Origin of the sequence: Achromobacter sp. JD417, assembly GCF_041879325.1 — a bacterium.
In the GTDB taxonomy this organism is placed as follows: Bacteria; Pseudomonadota; Gammaproteobacteria; order Burkholderiales; family Burkholderiaceae_B; genus Achromobacter; species Achromobacter mucicolens.
Genome location: NZ_CP087159.1, coordinates 3,814,546 through 3,838,423, shown reverse-complemented (window position 1 = coordinate 3,838,423; position 23,878 = coordinate 3,814,546). Strand labels below are relative to the sequence as shown.

The following is a 23,878-nucleotide window of genomic DNA, read 5'->3' as shown; positions in this document are numbered from 1 at the left end:
CTTGACCGCCCAGCGCCGCGCCGACGCTGCCTTGCGCGCCGTCAAGCTGGGCATCGCGGCATCCGCCCCGGCCGGCGCCGCTTGATGCCTCGCAAGGCCAGGGCATCGCTTCCCCGATGTAATAACCATGTGGTTGAACTGGTTATTCACAGGAGAAGCAAATGAGAAAGACAAGTACGCTGCTGGCCGTGGGACTCGTACTGGGACTGTGGGCAAATCAGGCGTGGAGCGCGTCGCAGGAACCCATCCAGCCGATCGAGCCCGCCGTTATCAAGGAACCCGCCAAGGTCGAACTGGGCAAGAAGCTCTTCTTCGATCCGCGTCTGTCCCGCTCCGGCGCGATCTCCTGTAATTCCTGCCACAACCTTGCCATGGGCGGGTCCGACAACCTGAAGGCCTCCATCGGCCACAAATGGCAGCAGGGCGGCATCAATTCGCCGACCGTGCTCAATTCCAGCCTGAACATCGCCCAGTTCTGGGATGGCCGCGCCAAGGACCTGCGCGAACAGGCGGGCGGCCCGATCGAGAACCCCATGGAAATGGCGTCCACCCACGAGCTGGCGGTGCAGGTGCTCAATTCCATTCCGGGCTACCGCGCCGAATTCAAGCAGGTCTTCGGCAAGGACGCGATCACCATCGACGAGGTGACCAGCGCGCTGGCCGCGTTTGAAGAAACCCTGGTAACGCCAAATTCGCGTTTCGACCAGTGGCTCAAGGGCGACAAGAAAGCGCTGACCGTCCGGGAGCTGGCCGGATACGACCTTTTCAAGAACAGCGGCTGCGTCGCTTGCCACAACGGCGTGGCGGTGGGCGGCAACTCGTTCCAGAAGATGGGGCTGGTCACCCCCTATATCACCGAGAACAAGGCCGAAGGCCGGGCCGCGGTCACGGGCAAGGACGCGGACCGCTTCAACTTCAAGGTGCCGACGCTGCGCAACGTCGCGCTGACCTACCCGTACTTTCACGACGGCGAAGCGGCCACGCTGACGCAGGCCGTCGACGTCATGGGCCGCCTGCAACTGGGCCGCACGTTCACGCCCGATGAAAACGGCCAGATCGTGGCGTTCCTGAAGACGCTGACGGGCGACCAGCCGGTCATCCAGTACCCGGTGCTGCCGCCGTCCGAAGACGACACGCCGCGGCCTGAGCCGTTCGTGAAGTAAGCGCAGATCGGTAATTGCTGAACAGCAAAAGCAAAACGGCCGCCCTGGGGCGGCCGTTCTTCGCGGCAGGCGCGTTACTGGCGGACGGTTCGCCTATCGGCGGGCGGCGCCGCCTCGAAGTTGCTGCGCCAGGGGTTGATGTCCAGTCCGCCGCGGCGCGTATAGCGCGCATACACCGTCAAGTGCTCCGGGCCGCAAGCCTGCATGATGTCGCTGAAGATGCGCTCGACGCAGTGCTCGTGGAATTCGGCGTGTTGGCGGAATGACACCACATAGCGCAGCAGCGACTCGCGATCGATCGGCTTGCCGCGGTAGCGGATCTGCACCGTGGCCCAATCGGGCTGGCCGGTCACGGGGCAGTTCGACTTCAAGAGGCGTGACGCCAGCGTTTCTTCGACCACGTCGCCCGGCCGGGTGCGCAGCAGCTCGGGGGCGGGCTCATAGGTGTCGATCTCGATATCCAGCTTGTCGATGTAGATGCCGTCCAGCTCGCTCATCTGCAGCTCGGAAAAGCGCTGCGGCAAGAAGAAGTCCAGGCCCACCGGCGCGCCCGCGGCGGCGCTCAGGTCGCGTTCCAGCCGGCCGCGCAGGGCCGCCGAATTGACCAGGCGGGTCTGGTTGAACGAGTTCAGGTACAGCTTGAACGACTTGGATTCGATGATGTTGGGGCTGTCGGCCGGCACCGAGAACGTCGCCATCGCCACCCGCGGCTTGCCCTTGGCGTCCAGCCACGACAGCTCGTAGGCGTTCCACAGGTCCACCCCGCTAAAGGGCAGGTTGCCGTCATTCAGATTGAGCGCCGCGCGGTTGTGCGAGCGCGCAATGGGGAACAGCAGCGAGGGGTCGTATTGCGAGGCGTAGGCCACGCTCTGCCCGAGAGGGCCGTGAGACAGGGTCATAGCAGGAATTCAAAAACGGGATGACGGCATTGTAGGCGCTGGAAGGGGCCCGATTTTCCACAACGTGAAATGTAACTCTCGGCATGTGAAAGCCCGTGTTGCGCAGCAGCGGGGCGGCATTTCATAAACGACAATCGCATTTCATTATACAAAATTGTGTTCATAACTCATTGATTTAAATGCATAACATTTTTCGTCTTGTATAAGACCTGCCTTCACATTGCTCCGCAGCACAGGCATAGACTTTCTCCAACGATTCACGCAATGCACGACGCGAATCCTTTGAAGTTCTCTCACTACTGACCAGGAGCATCACCATGAGCAATCGCGAAACCGAAATCCGCAACCTGCAGAAAGATTGGGCCGAGAACAGCCGGTGGCAGGGCATCAAGCGCGACTACAGCGCCGAAGACGTCATCCGCCTGCGTGGCTCGATCAGCGTCGAACACACGCTTGCCCGCCGCGGCGCCACGCGCCTCTGGGAACTCCTGCACAGCGAGCCGTTCGTCAATTCGCTGGGCGCTCTGACCGGCAACCAGGCCATGCAGCAGGTCAAGGCCGGCCTGAAAGCCATCTATCTGTCGGGCTGGCAGGTCGCCGGCGACGCCAACCTGGCCGGCGAAATGTATCCCGACCAGTCGCTCTATCCCGCCAACTCCGTGCCGCAGGTGGTTCGCCGCATCAACAATTCGTTGACGCGCTGCGACCAGATCCAGTGGATGGAAGGCAAGAACCCCGGCGATGAAGGCTACATCGACTTCTTCGCGCCCATCGTGGCGGACGCCGAAGCCGGTTTCGGCGGCGTGCTCAACGCCTATGAACTGATGAAGGCCATGATCGAGGCGGGCGCGTCGGGCGTCCACTTCGAAGACCAGCTCGCTTCCGTGAAGAAGTGCGGCCACATGGGCGGCAAGGTGTTGGTGCCCACCCGCGAGGCGGTGTCCAAGCTGGTGTCGGCCCGCCTGGCCGCCGACACGATGGGCACGCCGACGTTGCTGCTGGCCCGCACCGATGCCGACGCCGCCGACCTGGTCACCAGCGACGTCGATGAAAACGATCGTCCGTTCATCACCGGCGAGCGCACGGTGGAAGGCTTCTTCCGCACCCGCGCCGGCATCGACCAAGCCATTTCCCGCGGCCTGGCCTACGCGCCGTACGCCGACCTGATCTGGTGCGAAACGTCCACGCCCAACCTGGAATACGCCCGCAAGTTCGCGGACGCCATCCATCGCCAATTCCCGGGCAAGCTGCTGGCCTACAACTGCTCGCCGTCGTTCAACTGGAAGAAGAACCTGGACGACGGCACCATCGCCAAGTTCCAGCGCGAGCTGGGCGCCATGGGCTACAAGTTCCAGTTCATCACGCTGGCCGGCTTCCACGCGCTGAACTACGGCATGTTCGAGCTGGCCCACGGCTACGCCCGCCGCCAGATGAGCGCGTTCGTGGAACTGCAGCAGAAGGAATTTGCCGCCGCCGAAATGGGCTTCACCGCCGTGAAGCACCAGCGCGAAGTGGGCACCGGTTACTTCGACGCCGTGACCCAGACGATCGAGGGCGGCAAGTCGTCCACGACCGCGCTGACCGGCTCGACCGAAGAGGCGCAGTTCGAACACGGCAAGGCGCAGAAGGCTGCGTAAGCCGGCGGCGCCCGGCCTGTCCCGCGGGACGCCGGGCGCTGCATGCAGGTGTGTAGTCGCAGGTGCTGTTGTAGGGTGGATTCAAGGGTGCCTGCGGGCACCCTCTTTTTTGTTTCGCGATGGCGCGATTCCCGCAGTACGCTGGACGGTGCGAAGGCCGAGGCGCCGGAACGGTCTTCTCCTTTTCACCGTCAGGAGCCATCCATGAACGCGTCCACGCAATCCATCATTCGTGAAACCGCGGAGGCATCCGCCCAAGGCCGCATCCACTTCGGCCAAGTCATCCGTCAACTGGCGGGCGCAGGGGTCGAATCCTATGTGGTCGACTACCGGTCCCGCCGCACCGCCTACTACCTGCCTGATGACCAGACGCTGGACATTCCGCTGGATGTGCCAGATGTCGCCATTGCCAATGACTTTGATCGGGCCGCGCTGCAAGCCGCGATTCGCGGCGCGCAGCGGGGCGAGGTGATGTACCCGGAATTCAAGCGCCTGAGTTGCGCGGCGGGCTGCGTGGGCTACGCGGTGTGGATCGCGGGCCGGCACGTCACATATTTCGGCCGCCTGGGTGATGCCCACGACGAGAAGTTCCCCGACTGAACCCAGAAGGCCCTCGGGGAAGCAGGCTTAAGCGGCAGCGCGCGTTTCCTTCAGCGACGCCATGTCGATCACGAAGCGATACTTCACATCGTTCTTCACCAACCGCTCGTAGGCTTCGTTCACGGCCTGGATCGGCACGATCTCCACGTCGCTGACGATGTTGTGCTCGGCGCAGAAATCCATCATTTCCTGCGTCTCCTGCATGCCGCCGATCGCCGAGCCGGCCAGCGACTTTCGGCCCATGATGAGGTTGGCGCCGGGGATCGGATCCAGCGGCGTCAGCGCGCCCACCAGCGCCATGGTGCCGTCAAGCGCCAGCAGGGCCATGTAGGGATTGACGTCGTGGCTGACGGGAACCGTGTTCAGCAGGAAGTCGAACGTGCCGGCGTGCGCCGCCATGGCGTCGGCATCGCGCGAGACCAGCACCTCGTCCGCGCCCAGGCGCTTGGCGTCGCGGGCCTTGTCGGCCGAAGTCGTGATCATCACCACATGCGCGCCCATTGCATGCGCAAATTTCACGCCCATGTGGCCCAGGCCGCCCAAGCCGATGACGCCGACCTTTTTGCCCGGCCCCACCTTCCAGTGGCGCAGCGGGGAATAGGTGGTGATGCCGGCGCACAGCAGAGGCGCGACGGCCTTGAGGTCGAGCTTGTCGGACACCTTCACGACGAAGTGCTCGGTCACCACGATGCGATCGGAGTAGCCCCCGAACGTCAACTGGTCGCTGCCACGCTCCTTGTCGTTGTAGGTAAGCGTGGCGTTCTCTTCGCAATACTGTTCGAGGTTCAGACGGCACGCCTTGCAATGGCGGCACGAGTCCACCATGCAGCCCACGCCGGCGTAGTCGCCGACCTTGAATCGCGTCACGTTCTTGCCCACTTGCGCGACGCGGCCAATGATTTCGTGGCCGGGCACCATCGGGTACATGGAATTGCCCCAGTCGCCGCGCGCCTGGTGCAGGTCGGAGTGGCAGATGCCGCTGTACAGGATGTCGATCAGCACGTCATCGTCGCACGGTTCACGGCGGGTGAAGCTGAAGGGAACCAGGGGAGTGTCGGCGCTGTGCGCGGCGTAGCCTTGGGCTTGGATCATGACGGCCTCTTGGGATGTTTATTGAGCAGGCGTTCACAATAAGCCCGCCGACAACCCACTTCAAGCTAGAATTTCGGCATGATTTATTGAATAAATTTGCATAATCATGCCGCTCGACAACCTATCCCATCTTGCCGCGTTCTCGGCGGTCGCCCGTCTGGGCAGCTTCCGCAAGGCGGGCGAAGAGCTCGGCCTGTCGACCTCGGCGGTCAGCTACGCCATCCGCAACCTGGAAGAGCGTCTTGGCGTGAACCTGTTCAACCGCACCACGCGCAGCGTCGCCCTGACCGAAGCCGGCCACCGCCTGGCCGAGCGCCTGCAGCCGGTGCTGCATGGCCTGGGCGACGCGCTGGACGAAATGAACCAATTTCGCGGATCCGCTGCCGGCACGCTGCGCATCAACACGTCGCGCGCGGCCTCGTACCTGCTGCTGATGCCCATGGCCGCCCGTTTTTTGGCTGCTTATCCGGACATCCGCCTGGAAATAGGGGAAGACGACAGTTTTGTGGACATCGTGAAATCCGGCTTCGACGCGGGCGTGCGTTTGCTTGAAGCCGTGCCCGAGGACATGGTCGCGGTTCCCATCGGCCCGCCGCTGCGCGCGGTGGTGGTGGTATCGCCCGGCTATCTGCAGGGGCGCGAGGCGCCCCGGACGCCGGCCGACCTGCTGCGGCACGACTGCGTGCGCTACCGGTTTCCCAGCGGCCGCTATTTCAAATGGGAGTTCGAGAAGGACGGCGAAAAGGTGGAAATCGACGTGCCAGGCCGCATTGCGCTGAGCGACGTGCATGCCGAAGTGCGCGCGGCCTGCGATGGCATCGGTATCGGCTACGTTCCCGAAAGCTACGTGGCGGACCTGCTTGCATCGGGCAGGCTGGTGCGGTTGCTGGAGGATTGGTGTCCCGTGGTTCCGGGCTTCATGCTGTATTACCCCCGGCAGCGCCGCGTCTCATCGGCGCTGCGGGCGTTCATCGACATGGCCCGGCAGTGATGCCGGGCGCGCCGGACTGGCGTCTGGGCTAGTCCGCTTCGGTTTCGGCGTCATACAGCGCCGCCGGGCATTCGGCCAGCGGCGCGATGCCCTGGGCCAATGCATCGACGGCCGCGGCGTCCACGCGCGGCAGCGGCGGGATCTCCGCCAGCACGCGCACGCCGCCAAAGCGCTCGATGGCTTCCTTGTTGCCCGCGGACGGCGGGCCGCTCATGACCACGCCCAGCACGGGGATGCCGCGCCGCTGCAACGCCTTCAGGCTCAGCAAGGTGTGGTTGATGGTGCCCAGTCCGCTGCGCGCCGCCAGCACCACCGGCATGTCCAGGCGCGCGATCAGGTCGATCATCATGTGCGTGTCGTCGATCGGCACATACAGGCCGCCCGCGCCTTCCACAATCAGCGGCGCCCGCGTTGCGGGCGGCACGATGGTGGTGGCGTCGACGACCGTGTCTTCCAGCGTGGCGGCCGCCCACGGCGACAGCGGCGCCTGCAGCACGTAGGCAGGCAGGTGCAGGCGCTCGGGCGGCAACCGCGCCAGGTGGGCGACGGTGTCGGTGTCGCCGGGCTCTTCGGCCACGCCCGTCTGCACCGGCTTCCAGTAATCGGCATTCCAGGCACGGGCCAGGATGGCCGACACCAGGGTTTTGCCGATGCCGGTATCGGTGCCCGTCACAAAAACGCCATTAGGCCGCTGCATGGTCTTTCTCCACATACCGAACGCCAGGTGATACGTCACCGTGGCGCCTTGTTCGTCAAACGCGGCCAGCACCCGGCGCAGTTGCGCCGCGCCCAGCGGCGGGCGGCCGGGCGCTGGGGTGGTCGCGCCAATGCCCTTCAAGCCGCGCAGAAAATGCAGGCCGTCAGGATGATCTTGTATCAGGCGTTCGCCGCACACGCCACCGGCCATATCGGTCATGGCCGGACGGATGGCGTGGGCGGGCGGATAGGCGGGCGTCGCGGGCGCCAGTCCAGCGTTGGCGTGTGCGGCCTGCCATTCGGAGAAGGTGCCCGAGGCCAGCGTGGCCACGGCCAGATGGCCGCCGGGCGCCAGCAGGCGGGCCAGCCGGCCCAGGCCCGCGTTCAGGTCCGAGAACCACTGCACGGCCAGGCTCGAACAGATCAGGTCGAATCCGCCTGCGAGTCCGGCGGGGTGCTCGCCGTCCAGCAACTGGTAGTGCACAGTACCGGGCAGGGCGGGGCCGCGCTGCGCGGCGGCCAGCATGCCGGGTGAAATATCGGTCACCGTCCAGTCGGCTGGCCCCAGCCGTCGCGCCAGCGCTTGGGTCAGCAGTCCGGTGCCGCAGCCGATCTCCAGGATGCGGGGGCAGGGCGGCAGGGGCAAGAGGGCGATGTCGCTCGCCAGCCGTTCGGCCGCGATGCGCTGGATGGCCGCGTGGTTTTCGTAGCGGGCGGCGGCCGCGCCGAAGCGGTCGCCGACGCGGGCATTGCGGGCAGCCTGCGTCATGCGGGCGGCGCCACGCGGGCGGCAAAGGCGCGAATATGGGCCGCGCACCAGTCAGTGTCCGAGACAGGCAAGAGATGGCCGCCCCGTTCGCGCCAATGCAGGTCGCCGTCTGGCCGCCCGGCAAAGGCGGCGCGCATCATCCCGGCCGGCACGATGGCGTCCGCGCTGCCGGCCAGCGCCAGCAACGGCACAGGCAGGGTGGCCAGCGCGGCGCGCTGGTCGTCGTCGCGCAGGGCTTCAAGACCCTGGTGCAGCGCAGCCGTCCGGGGTTCGTCAAAGCGGGAATCGTCGCCACAGCGCTGGCGGAAATCCCGCAGCACGTCGTCCGCCGACTCGGCCAGACGCTTGCGCATCCGGTCCAGCATGCGGACGGGCACGCCCGCGGGGTAATCCGCGGCGCTGCTGAACCGGGCAAAGCCATTGATCGACACCAGCCCAACGCATTGGTCAGGCAGACGGCTCAAGAGCCGCAGGACGCCCAGCGAGTGGCCCACGGCGATCACCGGGCCGGTAAGGTGCGGCTCCTGGACGGGTCCGAAGTAGCCCGCGTCGCAGACGGCTTGCGGCCATTCGGGCAACGCAGCGCGCAGCGGGTCCCAGAAAGCCGAGTCGAACGCCCAGCCATGGACGAACAGCATCGTCGGGCGAATGACGGAACCCGGAAGCGTCGTCATGCCAGCACCGCCGCGAAACCCGCGATCAGGCGGGACACGTCATCGTCGCGATGCGCCGCGCTCAGTGCGATGCGCAGGCGGCTGGTGCCTGCGGGAACCGTGGGCGGACGGATCGCCACGGCCAAGAGGCCGCGGCGTTCCAGATCTGCAGCCATGACCAGCGCGCGGGCCTCGTCGCCCACGATGGCGGGCACGATCTGGGTCGAGGATGCGCCCGTGTCCAGCCCCATGCCGCGCAACGCGTCGCGCAGGCGCTCGGCACTGGCCGCCAGGCGCAAGCGTTCGGCATTCAGCGTGGGCGCCAGGTCCAGCGCCGCGTCCATGGCGCCCAGCACGGCAGGCGGCAGTGCGGTGGTGTAGATGAAGCCCGAGCACGCATTCACAAGAAAATCGCACAGCGCGCGCGAGCCCGCCACGTACGCGCCAAACCCGCCCAGCGCCTTGCTGAACGTGCCCATCGCCAGGTCGATCCGCCCGGGCGCCAGTCCGGCCAGGCCCATCCCGCCGGGACCCAGCACGCCGGTGGCATGGGCCTCGTCCAGATACACAAAGGCATTGAAACGGTCGGCCAGGTCCGCCAGCCGGACGACATCGGTGCGGTCGCCGTCCATGCTGAACACGCTTTCAGTGATGATGAAGCGCGAGACGGACGTCGTGCCGCCAGCTTCTTGGGCGTGGCGGGCCAGCAGGCTTTCCAGGTGATCGAGGTCGTTGTGGCGAAAGCGGATCTGCCGCACGCCGGCGGCCTGGCACCCATGATGCAGGCTGGCGTGGTTGAGCTTGTCGGCGTAGACCTCCACCTCGCCGTGGGCGGCGGCCGCGCGCAGCAGGGCGGGCAGCACGGCGGCGTTCGCCTGCCAGCCGGACGCCAGCACCAAGGCGGCCTCGGTGCCCTTGAGCCGGGCCAGCTTGGCCTCGACCTGTTCATGCAGGTCCAGATTTCCGCACACCAGCCGCGACGCCTGGGCGCCGGCGCCGTGGCGCGCCGTCCATTCGCGGGCGCGCTCGACCAGCAGCGGATGCCGCGCCAGCCCCAGGTAATCATTGCTGGAAAAGTTCAGGACGGGCGCGCCGCTCAGTACGATGCGCCCGGGCGGGGCGGACGACGCCGTGCGCAGCCTGCGGCGTTTACGGCGGGTATCGGCGAGCGCCAGCTCGGCGGAAAACAGCGAATCCAGCTTAGACATCAATAAATCCTGCAGTGGCCCCGAGGCCTGCGCGCCGTGGCGGCAGGCAGGCTGACGGACGGGGAACGCCCGCGCCAGGCCGTAGAATGCGGGCCATTGTAGTGGAGGCGCAACGGCTCCCGGGGCGCTTGCGCGACGTGCAGCGAACCGGTGGCGGCGCCGCCGGATTTCAAGAGGTGAACGATGCACGTGCCCGACTGGATGGCCCAGGGCCAACCCCATATCTGGCTTCCCTATGCCCAGATGAAGACGGCAACGCCACCGCTGCCCGTGGTGCGCAGCCACGGCAGCCGGCTGGAACTGGCCGACGGCCGCACGCTGGTGGACGGGGTGGCGTCCTGGTGGACGGCCTGCCACGGTTACAACCACCCGCACATCGCCCAGGCCGTGCGCGCGCAACTGGACGCGATGCCGCACGTCATGTTCGGCGGATTGACGCACGAACCCGCCCTGACCCTGGCGCGCCGGCTGGCCGGACTGCTGGGGCCGGGCCTGGATCGCGTCTTCTATACGGATTCCGGCTCGGTGGCGGTCGAGGTCGCCATGAAGATGGCGCTGCAGTTCTGGCTGAACCAGGGCGAGCGCGGCCGGACACGCTTCCTCGCATTCCGGGGCGGCTATCACGGCGATACTTTCGGCACCATGGCGGTGTGCGATCCGGACGAAGGCATGCACAGCCTCTTTAATGGCATGCTGGCCGGGCACGACATCGTCAGCCTGCCGCGCGACGAGGCGGGGGAGGCCGAACTGGACGCCTGGCTGCAGGCGCGCGCGCCGCAACTGGCCGGCATCCTGGTCGAGCCGCTGGTGCAGGGCGCGGGCGGCATGCTGCTGCACGATCCCGAGGTCCTGCGCCGCTTGCGCCGGCTGGCGGACAAGAACGGGTTGCTGTTGATCTTCGACGAGATCTTCACGGGTTTCGGGCGCACCGGCACCCTGTTCGCCTTCGAGCAGGCCGGCATCCGTCCCGACATCATCACGCTGTCCAAGGCGCTGACAGGCGGAACGCTGCCCCTGGCCGCCACGGTGGCCAGCGACAGGGTCTTCCAGGCTTTCTGGTCCGACGACCCCGCCCACGCGCTGATGCACGGCCCCACCTTCATGGGCAACGCGCTGGCCTGCGCGGCGGCCAATGCCTCGCTCGACCTGTTCGAGACCGAACCCAGGCTGGCGCAGGCGCAGGCCATCTCTGCGGCGTTGTACACCGGCTTGGAGCCTTGCCGTGAATTGCCCTGGGTGTGCGACGTGCGCGTGCTCGGGGCGATCGGCGTGGTCGAGCTGGACGGCATTGCCGACCGCGAGGCCCTCAAGCGCCGCCTGGTCGAGGCGGGCGTCTGGGTGCGTCCCTTCGGCAACGTGATTTATCTGACGCCTGCGTTGACCATCGACGCCGAGGATCTGGCCCGGCTGACAACTGCCGTGACGGCGGTGCTGCGGGCCTGCCGTCCGTAAGGCCGCCGCTCAGGCGGCCACTTCGGCCGCCACGACGGCCGCCTCGAAGTGCGCTTGGCCGCCCCTGATGCCGTTCGGGCGCCCCGGTGCGGCGGCAAATCGCCACGACCGCCTTGATTCAGATCAAGGCGGCCAGGGGCGGGCCTGATTACCATCGCCATCATGCGTGCCAAATCCATTTTCGCCGTCCCGCCCAGCCTGCCCGACGCCGACCGCCAGCAACGCCGCCACGCGCTGGTGCGGCTGTCGCTCGCGTGGCTGGCGATGATGCAGGTCATGATGTTCGCGTGGCCCGGCTATCTGCGCCACGAATCCATGCCCGCCGACGCGCTCGAAACCCTGGATTGGGCCATCGTTCTCATGAACTGGGCCAGCTTCGCGCTGACCGTGCCCGTTGTCCTGTATTCGGCATGGCCCATCTGGCGCCATGCCGGCGCCAACCTGCGGCAGGGGCGCGCCGGCATGGACGTGCCGGTGGCGCTTGGCATCGTCGCCGCCTTCATCCCCAGCGTGCACGCCACCTACACCGGCCACGGCGAAGTCTATTTCGATTCGGTCACGATGTTCGTGGCGTTCCTGCTCACCGCGCGCTACCTCGAACTGTGCGCCCGCCAATCCTTCGGGGGCGCGGGTGCCGCCGGCCGCCGCCATGCCCGCGTCGAAGACCAGCGCCTGCAATTGGGGGCGCGCGCCGACCGCGTGGCGTCCCGGTTCGTCATGGCGCAGGTGGCGCTGGCGCTGGCCGCCGCTGCCGGCTGGGCCTACATCGATCCCGCCCACAGCATTCCCGTCATGGTGGCGCTGCTGGTCATGAGCTGCCCGTGCGCCATGTCCATGGCCGTGCCCACCGCCATGGCATCCGCGCACAGCGCGCTGGCGGCGCACCCCGAAATGCCCGAGTCCGCGCTGGACGCGCTGCTTGCCGAGGCGCGGCGCAAGGCGCGGCAGAACCTTTACGGCTCACTCGTCTGGCACCTGCTGATGACGCCGCTGGCCCTGGTCGGCTGGGTCACGCCCTGGCTGGCTGCCATCACCATGCTGTTGTCGTCGCTGGCGGTGGCCTACAACTCGTGGCGCTTGTGCCGCCGCGACTGGTCGGGCGCCCCAGCAGCCGGCAGCGCGCTGGGGGCGGCATCATGACCATCCTCTACCTTCTGCTGCCGCTCTCGCTGCTGTTCGTGCTCGCCATCGGCGTGTCGTTGTGGTGGGCCGTTTTCAATGGCCAGTACGACGACACCGACAACGCCGGCACGGCCATCTTGCGCGACGACGACAGCGGCGCCGCCGGCCGCCGCTGACGGTCGCGCGCCCCTCGCCGCAGCCGCCGGCCAGGTCTTTTCACGCCCAGATACCCCTAAGAGCGTTGCGGTTATGCAGCGATGTCCAAGGCGTCGCAACCCGGTTGATCCAAATCAACGCCGACTCCTGTGACTAGTCCCATCATCGAAGCCTGGAAGTTCTTGTTACTTTAGGGGATGGGTGATGAACGATTGCCCCGCAATCGCAAGCAAGTCCGATACCTTCAACTACAAGGTCGTGAGGCAGTTCGCCATCATGACCGTGGTCTGGGGCATTGTCGGCATGGCTGTCGGTGTGTTTCTTGCCGCGCAGCTAATTTGGCCTCAGTTGAATTTCGACACCGCATGGCTCAGCTACGGCCGCCTGCGCCCGCTGCACACCAACGCCGTGATTTTCGCCTTCGGCGGCAGCGCTCTTTTCGCGACGTCCTACTACGTCGTGCAGCGCACCTGTCAGGCGCGCCTGTTCTGCGACAAACTCGCCGCCTTCACGTTCTGGGGCTGGCAGGTCGTCATCGTCGCGGCCGCGATCACCTTGCCCATGGGCTTTACCAGCAGCAAGGAATACGCCGAACTCGAATGGCCCATCGACATCCTGATCACGCTGGTCTGGGTCGCCTACGCCATCGTGTTCTTCGGCACCATCATCAAGCGCCGGTCCAAGCACATCTACGTGGCCAACTGGTTCTTCGGCTCGTACATCCTCACCATCGCCATCCTGCACATCTTCAACAACATTGAAATGCCGGTGTCGATGTGGAAGTCCTACTCCGCCTACGCGGGCGTGCAGGACGCCATGGTGCAGTGGTGGTACGGCCATAACGCCGTGGGCTTCTTCCTGACCACCAGCTTCCTGGGCATGATGTATTACTTCGTGCCCAAGCAGGCCGGCCGTCCCATCTACTCGTATCGCCTGTCCATCGTCCACTTCTGGGCGCTGGCCTTCACGTACATGTGGGCGGGCCCGCACCACTTGCTGTACACGTCGCTGCCCGACTGGACCCAGTCGCTGGGCATGACCTTCTCGCTGATCCTGCTGGCGCCTTCCTGGGGCGGCATGATCAACGGCATCATGACCCTGCAGGGCGCCTGGTACAAGCTGCGCACCGATCCGATCCTGAAGTTCATGGTCACCGCGCTGTCGTTCTACGGCATGTCCACGTTCGAAGGCTCGATGATGTCGATCCGCACCGTGAACGCGCTGTCGCACTACACGGACTGGACCATCGGCCACGTGCACTCCGGCGCGCTGGGCTGGGTCGCCATGATTTCGTTCGGCTCGCTCTACTACCTGATCCCGCGCTTGTACGGCCGCGAAAAGATGTACAGCGTCAAGGCCATCGAACTGCACTTCTGGATCGCGACCATCGGCGTGGTGCTGTACATCGCCGCCATGTGGATCGCCGGCGTGCAGCAAGGCCTGATGTGGCGCGACACGGCGCCGGACGGCACCCTGGTCTACAGCTTCGTCGAAGAACTGAAGACGCGCGTTCCGTACTACCTGATCCGTTTGCTGGGTGGAACCCTGTTCTTGTGCGGTGTGTTCGTCATGGCCTGGAACGTATGGAAGACGGTGAGCGGCGCCACGGCGGTCAATCCCGCCATTCCGCAAGACGATCCCCATGCCGCCCGTCCGACGGTCCCCGCGACCGCCGTGCCGGCCACTGTTTGACGAGGACATCATGGCCAACAAGAATCACGGCTTCTTTTCTCACCAGACCCTCGAGAAGAACATCGGCTGGATGATCATCGCCAGCATCCTGGTGGTCTCCTTCGCGGGCCTGGTCCAGATCATCCCGCTGTTCTTCCAGCACAGCACCACCCAGCCCGTGGCGGGCGTTGAACCCTACAGCCCGCTGCGGCTGATGGGCCGCGACGTCTACATCCGCGAAGGCTGCGTCGGCTGCCACTCGCAGCAGGTCCGCGTGCTCGCCGCCGAGGTCCAGCGCTACGGGTCGTACTCCGTGGCGGCTGAATCGGTCTTCGACCACCCGTTCCTGTGGGGCTCCAAGCGTACCGGCCCCGACCTGGCCCGCGTAGGCGAGCGTTACTCCGACGACTGGCACCGCATCCACCTGCGCGATCCGCGCAAGGTGGTGCCGGAATCCAACATGCCCGCCTATCCGTGGCTTGAAAAGACGGTCATCACCGGCCAGAACGTCGACCAGCGCATGCGTGCCCTGCGCGCCCTGGGCGTGCCCTACACCGACGAGGAAATCGCCGCCGCGCCGAAAGCCATCGAAGGCAAGACCGAAGAAGACGCGCTGGTGGCCTACCTGCAAGGATTGGGCGTAGGCGTTCGCAAGGCGCAGCTGGCCAAGCAGGCTGAAGAAGCCAAGAAGGCCGAAGAAGCCAAGAAGTCCCAGCAGTCCTCGGCGCAGCCGGCCGCTCAAGCGGCCTCGGGAGGCTGATCATGGTCGGCTATATCAGCGCAATCGTCACCGCCATCTCGATGGCGACCTTTTTCGGCATCGTCTGGTGGGCCTGCTCGCGCGGCCGCCAGAGCGCCAACCGCGAATCGGCCATGCTGCCGTTCGCACTGCCCGATGAATTCGGGCAGGCACAACAAGATGGAGCGAATCGGTCATGAGCGATTTCGTCAATGGCTTCTGGGGGTATTTCATCTCGATCGTCGCCGTGGGCGGGGTGGTGTGGTGCGTGTGGCTGCTGTACACGCAACGCCGCTGGCTCAGCGCCAAGCCGGCCAGTGGCCAGGTCGAGGACACCGGCCACGTCTGGGACGGCGACCTGACCGAGCTCAACAACCCGGTCCCCACCTGGTGGACGTGGATGTATCTGCTGGCCTGCGCCTTTGCGCTGGGTTATCTGTTCCTGATGCCGGGCCTGGGCGAGTACAAGGGCAAGCTGGGATACAGCAGCACCGAGGAAGTGGCGCAGCAGCAGGCCAAGATGGCCGAGGCCGTGCGTCCCATCTACGCGCGCTTCGAAACCATGACCGTGCCGCAGATCGCACAGGATCCGGGCGCCCGCGAAATCGGCCAGCGCCTCTTCCTGAACACCTGCGCGCAATGCCACGGTTCCGACGCCAAGGGCGCGCCCAGCTTCCCCAACCTGACCGACGGCGACTGGCTGCACGGCGGCTCGCCCGAAGCCATCATGCAAACGATCAAGCAAGGCCGCCACGGCATCATGCCGCCCTGGAAGGACTCGATCGATCCCAAGATGGCCGGCGACATCGCGCAGTACGTGCGTTCGCTGTCGGGCCTGACCGCCGATCCGGTCCGCGTGTTCCGCGGCAAGCGCGAGTTCGCCAACTTCTGCGTCGCCTGTCACGGTGTCGATGGCAAGGGCAACCAGCTCGTCGGCGCGCCGAACCTGACCGACGACGTCTGGCTCTACGGCAGCTCGGAAGCCAGCATCGTCAAGACCATTCTTGAAGGCCGCGACAACCGCATGCCGGCACACGAACACATCCTGAGCCCCGAGCAGATCAAGATCCTGACTGCCTGGGTCTGGGGTCTGTCGAACAAGCCCGACGCGCAGAAGCAGGCCGCTGCATCGCCTGCCGAGTCCGGCGCGGCCAAGCAGTGAACCGGCAGCACGTAAATGGACGGCCGCGCAGCGGCCTTCCATATCACTAAGCACTAACCAGCACGGAGCAGCAAATGGAAGATGGGTCAACCGCAAGCGTCAGCAGTTCGCCTGGCGGTGACCCGCCGCCTTGGCGGCCGCATACACGGCCGCCACGTCCTGGCCAGGAGACCCTGGAACAGACGCTGGCGGGGGTGCGAAGCAAGATCTACCCGCGGTCCGTCAGCGGCATATTTGCCCGTTGGCGCATCGCGTTCGTCTTCATCACGCAGATCATCTTCTACGGTTTGCCCTGGCTGCAATGGAACGGGCGACAGGCCGTGCTGTTCGACCTGGGCGCGCGCAAGTTCTATTTGTTCGGACTGGTGCTCTGGCCGCAGGACGTCGTCTATCTTGCCGTGCTGCTGGTCATCTCGGCATTGGCGCTGTTTCTTTTCACGGCGGTGGCCGGGCGCCTGTTCTGCGGCTACGCCTGTCCGCAAACCGTCTACACCGAAATCTTCATGTGGATCGAGCGCAAGGTCGAAGGCGACCGCATTGCGCGCATCCGCCTGGACGAATCGCCCTGGTCCTGGCGCAAGTTCCGCCTGAAATTCACCAAGCACTTCCTGTGGATCGCGCTGGCGTGGTGGACGGGATCCACGTTCATCGGCTACTTCGCGCCCATCCGCGAACTCGGCCACGAACTGTTCGCGCTCCAGCTCGGGCCGTGGCAATGGTTCTGGATGCTGTTTTACGGCTTTGCCACCTGGGGCAATGCCGGCTTCATGCGCGAATCGGTGTGCAAGTACATGTGCCCTTACGCTCGCTTCCAGAGCGTGATGGTCGATCCGGACACGTTCGTCGTCACGTACGACAAGCGCCGGGGCGACCCGCGCGGCGGCCGCTCGCGCAAGGTCGACCACAAGGCGCAAGGGCTGGGCGACTGTGTCGACTGCAGTCTCTGTGTGCAGGTCTGTCCGACGGGCATCGACATCCGTGACGGCCTGCAATACATGTGCATCGGCTGCGGCGCGTGCATCGACGCCTGTGAGCAGGTGATGGACAAGATGCAGTACGAACCCGGTCTCATCCGCTACACGTCCGAGCGCGCCATGCTGGACGGCCTGTCCACCAAGAGCGCGCGGTCGCATCTGCTGCGGCCTCGCGTGCTGATCTACGGCACGTTGATCCTGATTCTGGCGGTGGCCTTCGTGGCCTCGCTGGTGGTCCGCAACCCGTTGCGCGTCGACGTCATCCGAGACCGCGGCGTGCTGGGCCGCGAGGTGGCGGGCGGCATGATCGAAAACGTTTACCGCCTGCAGATCATCAACACCTCGGACGCGCCAATGCGCCTGCGCCTGACGGCCGAAGGCATGCCCGACCTGGCGGTGCTGGCGGGGCAGCAGGGATCGGACGTGGTCGAGGTCGAGCCGGCCGCCAACAAGCTGGTGCCGATGGTCATCCGCGCCCCGGCGGGCGCCACGCCCGGCGCGCATGCCATCACGCTACGCGCCAAGGGGCAGGACGGCGAGAACCGCCAGGTCGAAACCGATGAAGCCGCCAGTTTCTACGTGCCCGAGTAGGGCTGACATTGGCCCTGGGCACTACAAGGACATTTCATGAACGCCGCACACATCACCCTCGAATCCGCCGATCCGGCGCATCCCGTCAAACCCTGGTACCGCGAGCCCTGGCCGTGGATCCTGATGGCGGGTCCGTTTGCCGCCATGATCGGCTGCTTCATCACGATCTACTTTGCGATGACCCAGTTTGCCAGCCAGCCCATCCAGGAGGGCGTGGTCAAGCGGGGGCTGGTTATCGAGCAGACCGCGCCTGCTGCGGCCGGGACGCAGTCGCCGGCGGCTGCCAGCCCGGCAGCCGCCAAACCTTGATCGGGGGAGTGCACGCATGGGATTGCGATCGCTGATGTGGATCCTGTGGCCATCGTTTTTGGCCGCCGCAGCGGGAAGCGCGCTGATCTTCGCCCTGATCGACCCGCTGGACGTGACCATTTTTGGATACGTTCCCACTGGCCGCATGGGCTTTTACACCGTATCGTTTTTCGTCTTGTGGGTGATGGCCGGCTTTTCCAGCGCGCTGACGGCCTACCTGATGCCAAAGGTGGAAGAGGACGAAGACTTCTAAGGCCAGTGTTTCCAAAAATCAAACACACCGTTCCGCCACGCTGAACAAGCAGGGTCTGCGCGGCGGGTAAAATCCTCCGGCTATGGTCAAGTTGGGGGCTCGTGTGCAGCCAGTCATTTCAGTACAAGGCTTATCCAAGCAATATGCGTCCGGATTCCAGGCGCTCAAGAACGTCAACCTGGACATCCAGCGCGGCGAGATTTTTGCGTTGCTCGGGCCGAACGGCGCGGGCAAGACCACGCTGATCAGCATCATCTGCGGCATCGTGAATCCCACCCAGGGCAAGGTGCTGGCCGACGGTCACGATATCGTGACGGACTTTCGCGCCGCGCGGTCCAAGATCGGATTGGTGCCGCAGGAAATCTCCACCGACGCCTTTGAAAGCGTGTGGAACACCGTCACCTTCAGCCGCGGGCTGTTCGGCAAGCCGGCGGATCCCGCCTATATTGAAAAGGTCCTGCGCGAGCTGTCGCTGTGGGACAAGAAAGACAGCCGCATCATGGCGCTGTCCGGCGGCATGAAGCGGCGAGTCATGATCGCCAAGGCGCTGTCGCACGAACCGGCCATCTTGTTCCTGGACGAGCCCACCGCGGGCGTCGACGTCGAATTGCGGCGCGGCATGTGGGAAATGGTGCGTCGGCTGCGCGAAAGCGGCGTCACCATCATCCTCACCACGCACTACATCGAAGAAGCCCAGGAAATGGCGGACCGCATCGGCGTCATCCGCAAGGGCGAGATCATCCTGGTCGAGGAAAAGAACGCGCTCATGGCCAAGCTGGGCAAGCGCCAGCTTGCGCTGACGTTGAAGGCGCCGCTGCCGGGCATCCCCACGGCGCTGGACGCCTACCAGCTCGAGCTGTCCGCCGATGGCTACAAGCTGGTCTATACCTATGACAACGAACGGGGCGGCGACATCTCGCGTCTGCTGCAGGACCTGAGCCGCCTGCAGATCGAATTTGCGGACCTGAATACCTCGGAAAGCTCGCTCGAGGACATCTTTGTCAGCCTGGTGCACGGTCAATCATGAACTTCTACGCCATACGCGCCATCTACCTTTTCGAAATGGCCCGCGCCTGGCGCACGCTGATGCAAAGCGTGCTGTCGCCGGTGATTTCGACCTCGCTTTATTTTGTCGTGTTCGGCTCGGCCATCGGATCGCACATGGTCGAAATCGACGGCGTGAGCTACGGCGCGTTCATCGTGCCCGGCATGATCATGCTGTCGCTGCTGACGCAAAGCGTCGCCAACGCCTCGTTCGGCATCTACATGCCACGCTTTTCCGGCACGATCTACGAGATCCATTCGGCGCCGATCTCCTACGTGGAGATCCTGATGGGCTACGTGGGAGCGGCTGCCAGCAAGTCCATCATCCTGGGCCTCATCATGCTGGCCACTGCGCGGCTGTTCGTGACGTTCGACGTGGCGCACCCGTTCTGGATGCTGTCCTTCCTGGTGTTGACCGCAGTGACGTTCAGCCTGTTCGGCTTCATCATCGGCATCTGGGCCGACGGCTTTGAAAAGCTGCAGATCATTCCGCTGATGATCATCACGCCCCTGACGTTCCTGGGCGGCACGTTCTATTCCATCAACATGCTGCCGCCGTTCTGGCAGACCGTCACGCTGTTCAATCCCGTGGTCTACCTGGTCAGCGGTTTCCGCTGGGCGTTCTTCGGGGTGTCGGACGTCAGTATCGAAATCAGCGTGGGCATGACACTGGCCTTCCTGGTGGCGTGCCTGATCGGCGTGCGTTGGATCTTCAAGACGGGTTATCGCCTGAAGACCTGACGCGCTGCCCTCAGGCGGTTTCCACCGTCGCGCCCACGAGCGCGCGGCGGGCCAGACCATCGAATGCGTCCAGCAGGCGTTCTCGCCAGGCATGCACCGGATCGTCAGCGGCCAGCAGTTCGAGCGGGCTGGTGCAGCGGGCCCACATGAACATGCCGAAGACCACGTAGTCCGCGTACCCGGCTTGGCTGCCGGCCACGTATGGCTGCTTGCCCAGTGTCTGGCGCAGCGGCAGCAGCGCCGCGCGCAGGTCAGCGATGCGGTCGGCGTAAGCGGCTGGCAAGTCTTCGAGCCGGCCGAACCGCTTTTCTCGCGTTGCGCGAAAGTAATCCTTGTCTTTCTCGTGGATGAGGCCGTGGATATCGGGCAGCAGCAGGCGCGCAAGCACCGGCACCAGCGTGGTGTCGGCCCAGGCATTGACGAACAGGCTGAGCGAGCGCGCGGCATCTGCGCCAAAGAGCGAGGGACGATCGGGAAACGCGTCTTCGAGGTAGCAAGCGATCTGCCAGGAGTCACTGACGACACGCTCGCCATGCACCAGTACCGGCACGAGCTTCTGGCCCGAGAAGGCGATTTCCTCTTTTTCGGTGAAGCGCCAGGGAACGGTATTGGCGCTCAAGCCCTTGTGGGCCAACGCCATGTGCGTTTTCCAGCAATGCGGGCTGAATCGTAGTGCGGCGTCGGCGCCGGCCAAGTCGTAGAGGATGAGATCCGGATTCACGTTGCGAGGCTCCTGGCGGGGTCAGAAAGAAGATCCGACGGCCAGCATAACCGCACATGGTTTCGCGCGGGCGGATTCCGGATTCCTCGTTGCGGTTCGCGGCCGAGGCCCACCCTGCGCAAGTCGCCGCCCAATCCACGTCGGTCGGGCGGCGACTTGCCGTTGCGGCACCTCAAGGGCGGCGATTGGGCAGCCGTGGCACGGTTCGTGACTACCGCGTCAGCGTGCGCGCGCGATCAACGTTGAGCTGGCGCGCCAGGGGCCATCTTCATCAGACGCTCCTGAAGTTGGGGATCCCGCTGCACGGCTTGGCCGATGCCGTTGAATTCCTCGACCGTCAAACCATCCGCGCGGACAAGCTTGACCATCTTGGCATCGGCTTCCCGAACGACCTGCTGTTTGGCGTCGTCGGTCTTGGCGGCGTCGACCTTGGGACGGTATTCGTCAACGACGCCCGAGATCTTCTGCGAGGCCGAGGCGAACTTCTGCAATTGTTGCTCGGTCGGGTTTTGCACGGCAGGGGCCATGCCGGGCTGCGCTTGCGTTTGTGCGGGCGCTTGCGCGCTCTGTTGAGCCAGGGCAGGTGCACCGGACAGCGCGGTCGTCAGAACCGCGGCGGTTAGGAATGCAAAAGTGGAACGCTGCATGAAAACTCCTTGTTCCGGTTGAGGGTCCGACCATGATGACGAGCGGGACCGTCACGGGACAAGTTTCGCGATGTGTTTTCCTGTGTCGGCAGACCACGGGAAAAGGCTTGCGGGCCTGGAGGGCCGCCCCTCGGGGCGGCCCTGAAACGTTTTGCGCGGGTTCGTAGTCGATGCTGGCGGTGATGTGTCCTAAAGTTTGTCCGATATCGTTGCCGTGTCACGCGGCGTACCAGAACACCGCAAAGAAGTGGCAGACGGTGCCTGCCAGCACGAACAGATGCCAGATGAAATGGCTGTAGCGCCAGCGGTTGTCGAAGACGAAAAACACCACGCCGCCGGTGTACGCCAGGCCGCCCGCCACGAGCCACCACAGTCCGCCGGCCGGCACCAGTTCAAGCAGCGGTTTGACCGCGATGACGACGATCCAGCCCATTGCCAGGTACAGGCCGGTGGACAGCGCGGGCCGGTTGAGCCGCTTGCTCGCCTTCAGGCCCACGCCCAGCAGCGCCAGGCCCCAGACGAGTCCAAAGAGCGTCCAGCCCCACGGTCCGCGCAGCGCGCCCAGCGCGAACGGCGTGTAGGTGCCGGCGATCAGCAGGTAGATGGCCGAATGGTCCAGTACGTTGAAGATCTGCTTGGCGCGGCAGCGTGGCAGCGCGTGATAGATGGTGGACGCGAGATACAGCAGGCACATCGACGCCGCGAATACGGCGGCGCCGGCAATGAAGGCCGCATCGCCCTGGCGCACTGCGGCGGCGATCAGGAGCGGTGCGCCAGCCAGCGCGCCGGCGGCGCCAAGTCCATGGCTGATGCTGTTGGCGATTTCTTCGCCCAGGCTCTGGGGTCGGTCGTTGGGAAACATGGGGGACCTGTTTGTGACAAGTTGCCCACCTTAGACCTTTTGGTTCGGACGCTCAAGGGCGAGGGTTCAGTTCGGCCGGCCGATACCGGAAAGATTTGATCTGGTGCAAGGTTGAGACCCAAGGAGGCGATCCGGGCGAGCGGGGCGAACAGGACGAGCCGCGCAGGCAGGGCGGTTAGTTACTCTGTGATACATTTGACGCGCGAATTTGACGCGAACGAACTGCCCGGCAGAGGCGGCGCGCGTTCTTCACTTTGGGCTTGCACGTCGGCCGCGTGTGGCGCGGCCGTGATCGACACTCTTAGGGGAAGCACCCATGAATCCGGCACTCGGCGTCACGGTTGGAAAGTTCTCATCACGCGACAGGCATCTGTCTTGTGGAGCGGCATAGCCGCGGCGACCGCCGTCCGGCGCTGACGCCCTCGGCTTCTCCGGATGGCGCGGCAAACAGGAACTTCCGAACAGGCCCACTCAATGGCGCGCAGTTTCAGCAGTCTGTTTTTCAAAGCGGCAAAAAAGATCACCCGGCTCCAGCGCGCGGCGATGCGCCTGGCGGCCCCAAAACCCGCCCGCAAGCGCGCGGCCCCGGCCCGCAAGAAGGCAGCCGGCGTCACGACCGGACGGGCGGCCAAAACGGCGCGGCCCGCTGGCGCCGCGGGTGCGGGCAGGGCGCCAGCGGCCGAGACGGCGCCGCTGGGCGCCGGGCGCTGGGAAGCCGTGCGCCAGTTCTCTGACAAGACGGGCCGCAGGCTGGCCTTTTCGCGCTATACCCCCGCCACCGCCCCGACCGCGGGCATGCCGCTGGTCGTGATGCTGCACGGCTGCCGGCAGACCTCGGTGGCTTTCGCGCGCGGGTCGCGCATGAACCAGTGGGCCGATGCCGGCGGCTTTATGGTGTTGTATCCGCAGCAATCGCTGGCGCGTCAGGTGCAGCGCTGCTGGCGCTGGTTTCAGCCCGACGACGACCATGGCGGCGCCGAAGCCGACCTGATCGCGGCGCTGATCCGATCCGAAGTGGCGCGTCACGGCGTCGATCCCGAACGCATCTATGTGGCGGGCCTGTCGGCGGGCGCGGGCATGGCGGCGCTGGTCGCGCTGCGGCATCCGCGCCTGATCGCCGCCGTGGCCATGCATTCGGGACCGGTCGTGGGCGACGCGCACAACGCGGGCCACGGCCTGGGCACCATGCGGCGCGGCAGCATCAAGCCGCTTGCCCCGCTGCTGGAATCGGTCTCGGATCCCGCCGTCTTCGAACTGGGCATGCCGGCGCTGATCCTGCATGGCCAGCTCGATCCCGCCGTGGCGCCCCGCAACGCCAAGCAGCTCTTTGAACAATTCCGCACATTGAATGCCGCCGATCCGCACGCGCTGCCGGTCGAACGCGTGCTGGGCCTGGGCACCGAAAAGGCCTACCGCCGGGTGGACGTGCTGCGGGGCCGCAAGACCGTGTTGCGCCTGTGTGAAATCACGCGGCTGGAACATGCCTGGAGCGGGGGCGATCCGTCCATCCGTTATCACGCGCGCAGTGGCCCGGATGCCTCGGCGCTGGTGTGGCGGTTCTTTCAGGGGCAGCGGCGCACGGGGGCGATTGCCGGGGCGCAGTGAGCGCGCTGGATCGCTGGGCAATTGCGGACTGGCGGGATTGTTCAGGCGCAAGGAACGGTGATGTCGCGGCTACCGGCGGCTTGCGGGGCGGGCGCGGCGTAACATCGCGGATGAACACTCA

25 protein-coding genes are annotated in these 23,878 nt (G+C 65.5%); 17 read left to right on the top strand and 8 right to left on the bottom strand.

Annotated elements, in window-relative coordinates; all coding sequences use genetic code 11:
- Positions 1-161 precede the first annotated feature (161 nt).
- Positions 162-1,163, top strand: a complete 1,002-nt coding sequence (locus tag LN047_RS17710; protein WP_223576162.1) for a cytochrome-c peroxidase — start codon at positions 162-164, stop codon at positions 1,161-1,163.
- Positions 1,164-1,237: 74 nt separating this feature from the next.
- Here the strand turns inward: LN047_RS17710 and queF are convergent, their stop codons facing one another.
- Positions 1,238-2,062 carry an NADPH-dependent 7-cyano-7-deazaguanine reductase QueF gene (queF, locus tag LN047_RS17705; protein ID WP_373979732.1) on the bottom strand — a complete coding sequence of 275 codons (825 nt, stop codon included), beginning with the start codon at positions 2,060-2,062 and terminating at the stop codon, positions 1,238-1,240.
- Positions 2,063-2,379: 317 nt separating this feature from the next.
- Between queF and aceA the strand changes: the two genes are divergently transcribed.
- Together aceA and LN047_RS17695 are read left to right on the top strand one after the other, a co-directional pair.
- Complete coding sequence (aceA, locus tag LN047_RS17700) at positions 2,380-3,699, top strand: isocitrate lyase (protein WP_056323915.1); 1,320 nt, start codon at positions 2,380-2,382, stop codon at positions 3,697-3,699.
- Positions 3,700-3,903: 204 nt separating this feature from the next.
- Positions 3,904-4,299, top strand: a complete 396-nt coding sequence (locus tag LN047_RS17695; RefSeq protein ID WP_142054483.1) for a DUF1398 domain-containing protein — start codon at positions 3,904-3,906, stop codon at positions 4,297-4,299.
- Positions 4,300-4,326: 27 nt separating this feature from the next.
- On the opposite strand, the gene LN047_RS17690 is transcribed toward LN047_RS17695, so the two are convergent.
- The gene (locus LN047_RS17690) at positions 4,327-5,391 is read right to left on the bottom strand and encodes an NAD(P)-dependent alcohol dehydrogenase (RefSeq protein ID WP_373979731.1); all 1,065 of its coding nucleotides are present in this window, start codon (positions 5,389-5,391) and stop codon (positions 4,327-4,329) included.
- A gap of 106 nt (positions 5,392-5,497) precedes the next feature.
- On the opposite strand from LN047_RS17690, the gene LN047_RS17685 reads away from it, so the two are divergent.
- Complete coding sequence (locus LN047_RS17685; RefSeq protein WP_373979730.1) at positions 5,498-6,382, top strand: LysR family transcriptional regulator; 885 nt, start codon at positions 5,498-5,500, stop codon at positions 6,380-6,382.
- A gap of 28 nt (positions 6,383-6,410) precedes the next feature.
- Here the strand turns inward: LN047_RS17685 and bioD are convergent, their stop codons facing one another.
- From bioD to LN047_RS17670, 3 genes are read right to left on the bottom strand one after another with little or no spacing between them, the layout of a single operon-like run.
- Entirely contained in the window at positions 6,411-7,847 is a 1,437-nt protein-coding gene (gene bioD / locus LN047_RS17680; protein ID WP_373979729.1) for a dethiobiotin synthase, read from the bottom strand.
- Positions 7,844-8,521 carry an alpha/beta fold hydrolase gene (locus tag LN047_RS17675; RefSeq protein WP_373979728.1) on the bottom strand — a complete coding sequence of 226 codons (678 nt, stop codon included), beginning with the start codon at positions 8,519-8,521 and terminating at the stop codon, positions 7,844-7,846. Before LN047_RS17675 ends, bioD begins: the two co-directional genes overlap by 4 nt.
- A complete protein-coding gene (locus LN047_RS17670; protein ID WP_373979727.1) occupies positions 8,518-9,708 on the bottom strand; it encodes an aminotransferase class I/II-fold pyridoxal phosphate-dependent enzyme in 1,191 nt (396 codons plus the stop codon). Before LN047_RS17670 ends, LN047_RS17675 begins: the two co-directional genes overlap by 4 nt.
- 183 nt (positions 9,709-9,891) lie before the next feature.
- On the opposite strand from LN047_RS17670, the gene LN047_RS17665 reads away from it, so the two are divergent.
- The 12 genes from LN047_RS17665 (at position 9,892) to LN047_RS17610 (ending at position 19,922) form a co-directional block, all read left to right on the top strand.
- Entirely contained in the window at positions 9,892-11,160 is a 1,269-nt protein-coding gene (locus LN047_RS17665; RefSeq protein WP_373979726.1) for an adenosylmethionine--8-amino-7-oxononanoate transaminase, read from the top strand.
- A 162-nt stretch (positions 11,161-11,322) separates the two neighbouring features.
- Positions 11,323-12,300, top strand: coding sequence for a hypothetical protein (locus tag LN047_RS17660; RefSeq protein ID WP_373979725.1), 978 nt, complete (start codon positions 11,323-11,325; stop codon positions 12,298-12,300).
- On the top strand, positions 12,297-12,458 hold the full coding sequence (gene ccoS / locus LN047_RS17655) for a cbb3-type cytochrome oxidase assembly protein CcoS (RefSeq protein ID WP_062839088.1): 162 nt from the start codon (positions 12,297-12,299) through the stop codon (positions 12,456-12,458). Before LN047_RS17660 ends, ccoS begins: the two co-directional genes overlap by 4 nt.
- Positions 12,459-12,642: 184 nt before the next feature.
- Positions 12,643-14,130: a cytochrome-c oxidase, cbb3-type subunit I gene (gene ccoN, locus LN047_RS17650; protein WP_056323933.1), complete on the top strand. Its 1,488-nt coding sequence runs from the start codon at positions 12,643-12,645 to the stop codon at positions 14,128-14,130.
- A gap of 10 nt (positions 14,131-14,140) precedes the next feature.
- Entirely contained in the window at positions 14,141-14,869 is a 729-nt protein-coding gene (ccoO, locus tag LN047_RS17645; RefSeq protein ID WP_056323935.1) for a cytochrome-c oxidase, cbb3-type subunit II, read from the top strand.
- A 2-nt stretch (positions 14,870-14,871) separates the two neighbouring features.
- Positions 14,872-15,048 (top strand): cytochrome oxidase, encoded by a 177-nt coding sequence (locus LN047_RS17640; RefSeq protein ID WP_056323938.1) that lies wholly within the window; start codon positions 14,872-14,874, stop codon positions 15,046-15,048.
- Entirely contained in the window at positions 15,045-16,010 is a 966-nt protein-coding gene (gene ccoP / locus LN047_RS17635; RefSeq protein WP_062839086.1) for a cytochrome-c oxidase, cbb3-type subunit III, read from the top strand. The genes LN047_RS17640 and ccoP overlap by 4 nt, the downstream gene beginning before the upstream one ends.
- A 74-nt stretch (positions 16,011-16,084) precedes the next feature.
- Positions 16,085-17,575: a cytochrome c oxidase accessory protein CcoG gene (ccoG, locus tag LN047_RS17630; RefSeq protein ID WP_373979724.1), complete on the top strand. Its 1,491-nt coding sequence runs from the start codon at positions 16,085-16,087 to the stop codon at positions 17,573-17,575.
- A gap of 36 nt (positions 17,576-17,611) precedes the next feature.
- Positions 17,612-17,884 (top strand): FixH family protein, encoded by a 273-nt coding sequence (locus tag LN047_RS17625; RefSeq protein WP_062839085.1) that lies wholly within the window; start codon positions 17,612-17,614, stop codon positions 17,882-17,884.
- A 16-nt stretch (positions 17,885-17,900) separates the two neighbouring features.
- Positions 17,901-18,137, top strand: a complete 237-nt coding sequence (locus LN047_RS17620; RefSeq protein ID WP_056323947.1) for a hypothetical protein — start codon at positions 17,901-17,903, stop codon at positions 18,135-18,137.
- A 103-nt stretch (positions 18,138-18,240) separates the two neighbouring features.
- The gene (locus LN047_RS17615) at positions 18,241-19,164 is read left to right on the top strand and encodes an ABC transporter ATP-binding protein (protein ID WP_056324626.1); all 924 of its coding nucleotides are present in this window, start codon (positions 18,241-18,243) and stop codon (positions 19,162-19,164) included.
- The gene (locus tag LN047_RS17610; protein ID WP_128828606.1) at positions 19,161-19,922 is read left to right on the top strand and encodes an ABC transporter permease; all 762 of its coding nucleotides are present in this window, start codon (positions 19,161-19,163) and stop codon (positions 19,920-19,922) included. Before LN047_RS17615 ends, LN047_RS17610 begins: the two co-directional genes overlap by 4 nt.
- Positions 19,923-19,932: 10 nt before the next feature.
- Here the strand turns inward: LN047_RS17610 and LN047_RS17605 are convergent, their stop codons facing one another.
- The 3 genes from LN047_RS17605 to LN047_RS17595 form a co-directional block, all read right to left on the bottom strand.
- Positions 19,933-20,643 carry a glutathione S-transferase family protein gene (locus tag LN047_RS17605; protein ID WP_373979723.1) on the bottom strand — a complete coding sequence of 237 codons (711 nt, stop codon included), beginning with the start codon at positions 20,641-20,643 and terminating at the stop codon, positions 19,933-19,935.
- 236 nt (positions 20,644-20,879) lie between these two features.
- Positions 20,880-21,290, bottom strand: coding sequence for a DUF4168 domain-containing protein (locus LN047_RS17600; RefSeq protein WP_280003484.1), 411 nt, complete (start codon positions 21,288-21,290; stop codon positions 20,880-20,882).
- Positions 21,291-21,507: 217 nt separating this feature from the next.
- Positions 21,508-22,152, bottom strand: coding sequence for a hemolysin III family protein (locus tag LN047_RS17595; RefSeq protein ID WP_223576153.1), 645 nt, complete (start codon positions 22,150-22,152; stop codon positions 21,508-21,510).
- 474 nt (positions 22,153-22,626) lie between these two features.
- Between LN047_RS17595 and LN047_RS17590 the strand changes: the two genes are divergently transcribed.
- Positions 22,627-23,757 carry a PHB depolymerase family esterase gene (locus tag LN047_RS17590; RefSeq protein ID WP_373979722.1) on the top strand — a complete coding sequence of 377 codons (1,131 nt, stop codon included), beginning with the start codon at positions 22,627-22,629 and terminating at the stop codon, positions 23,755-23,757.
- The last annotated feature ends 121 nt before the right edge of the window (positions 23,758-23,878 follow it).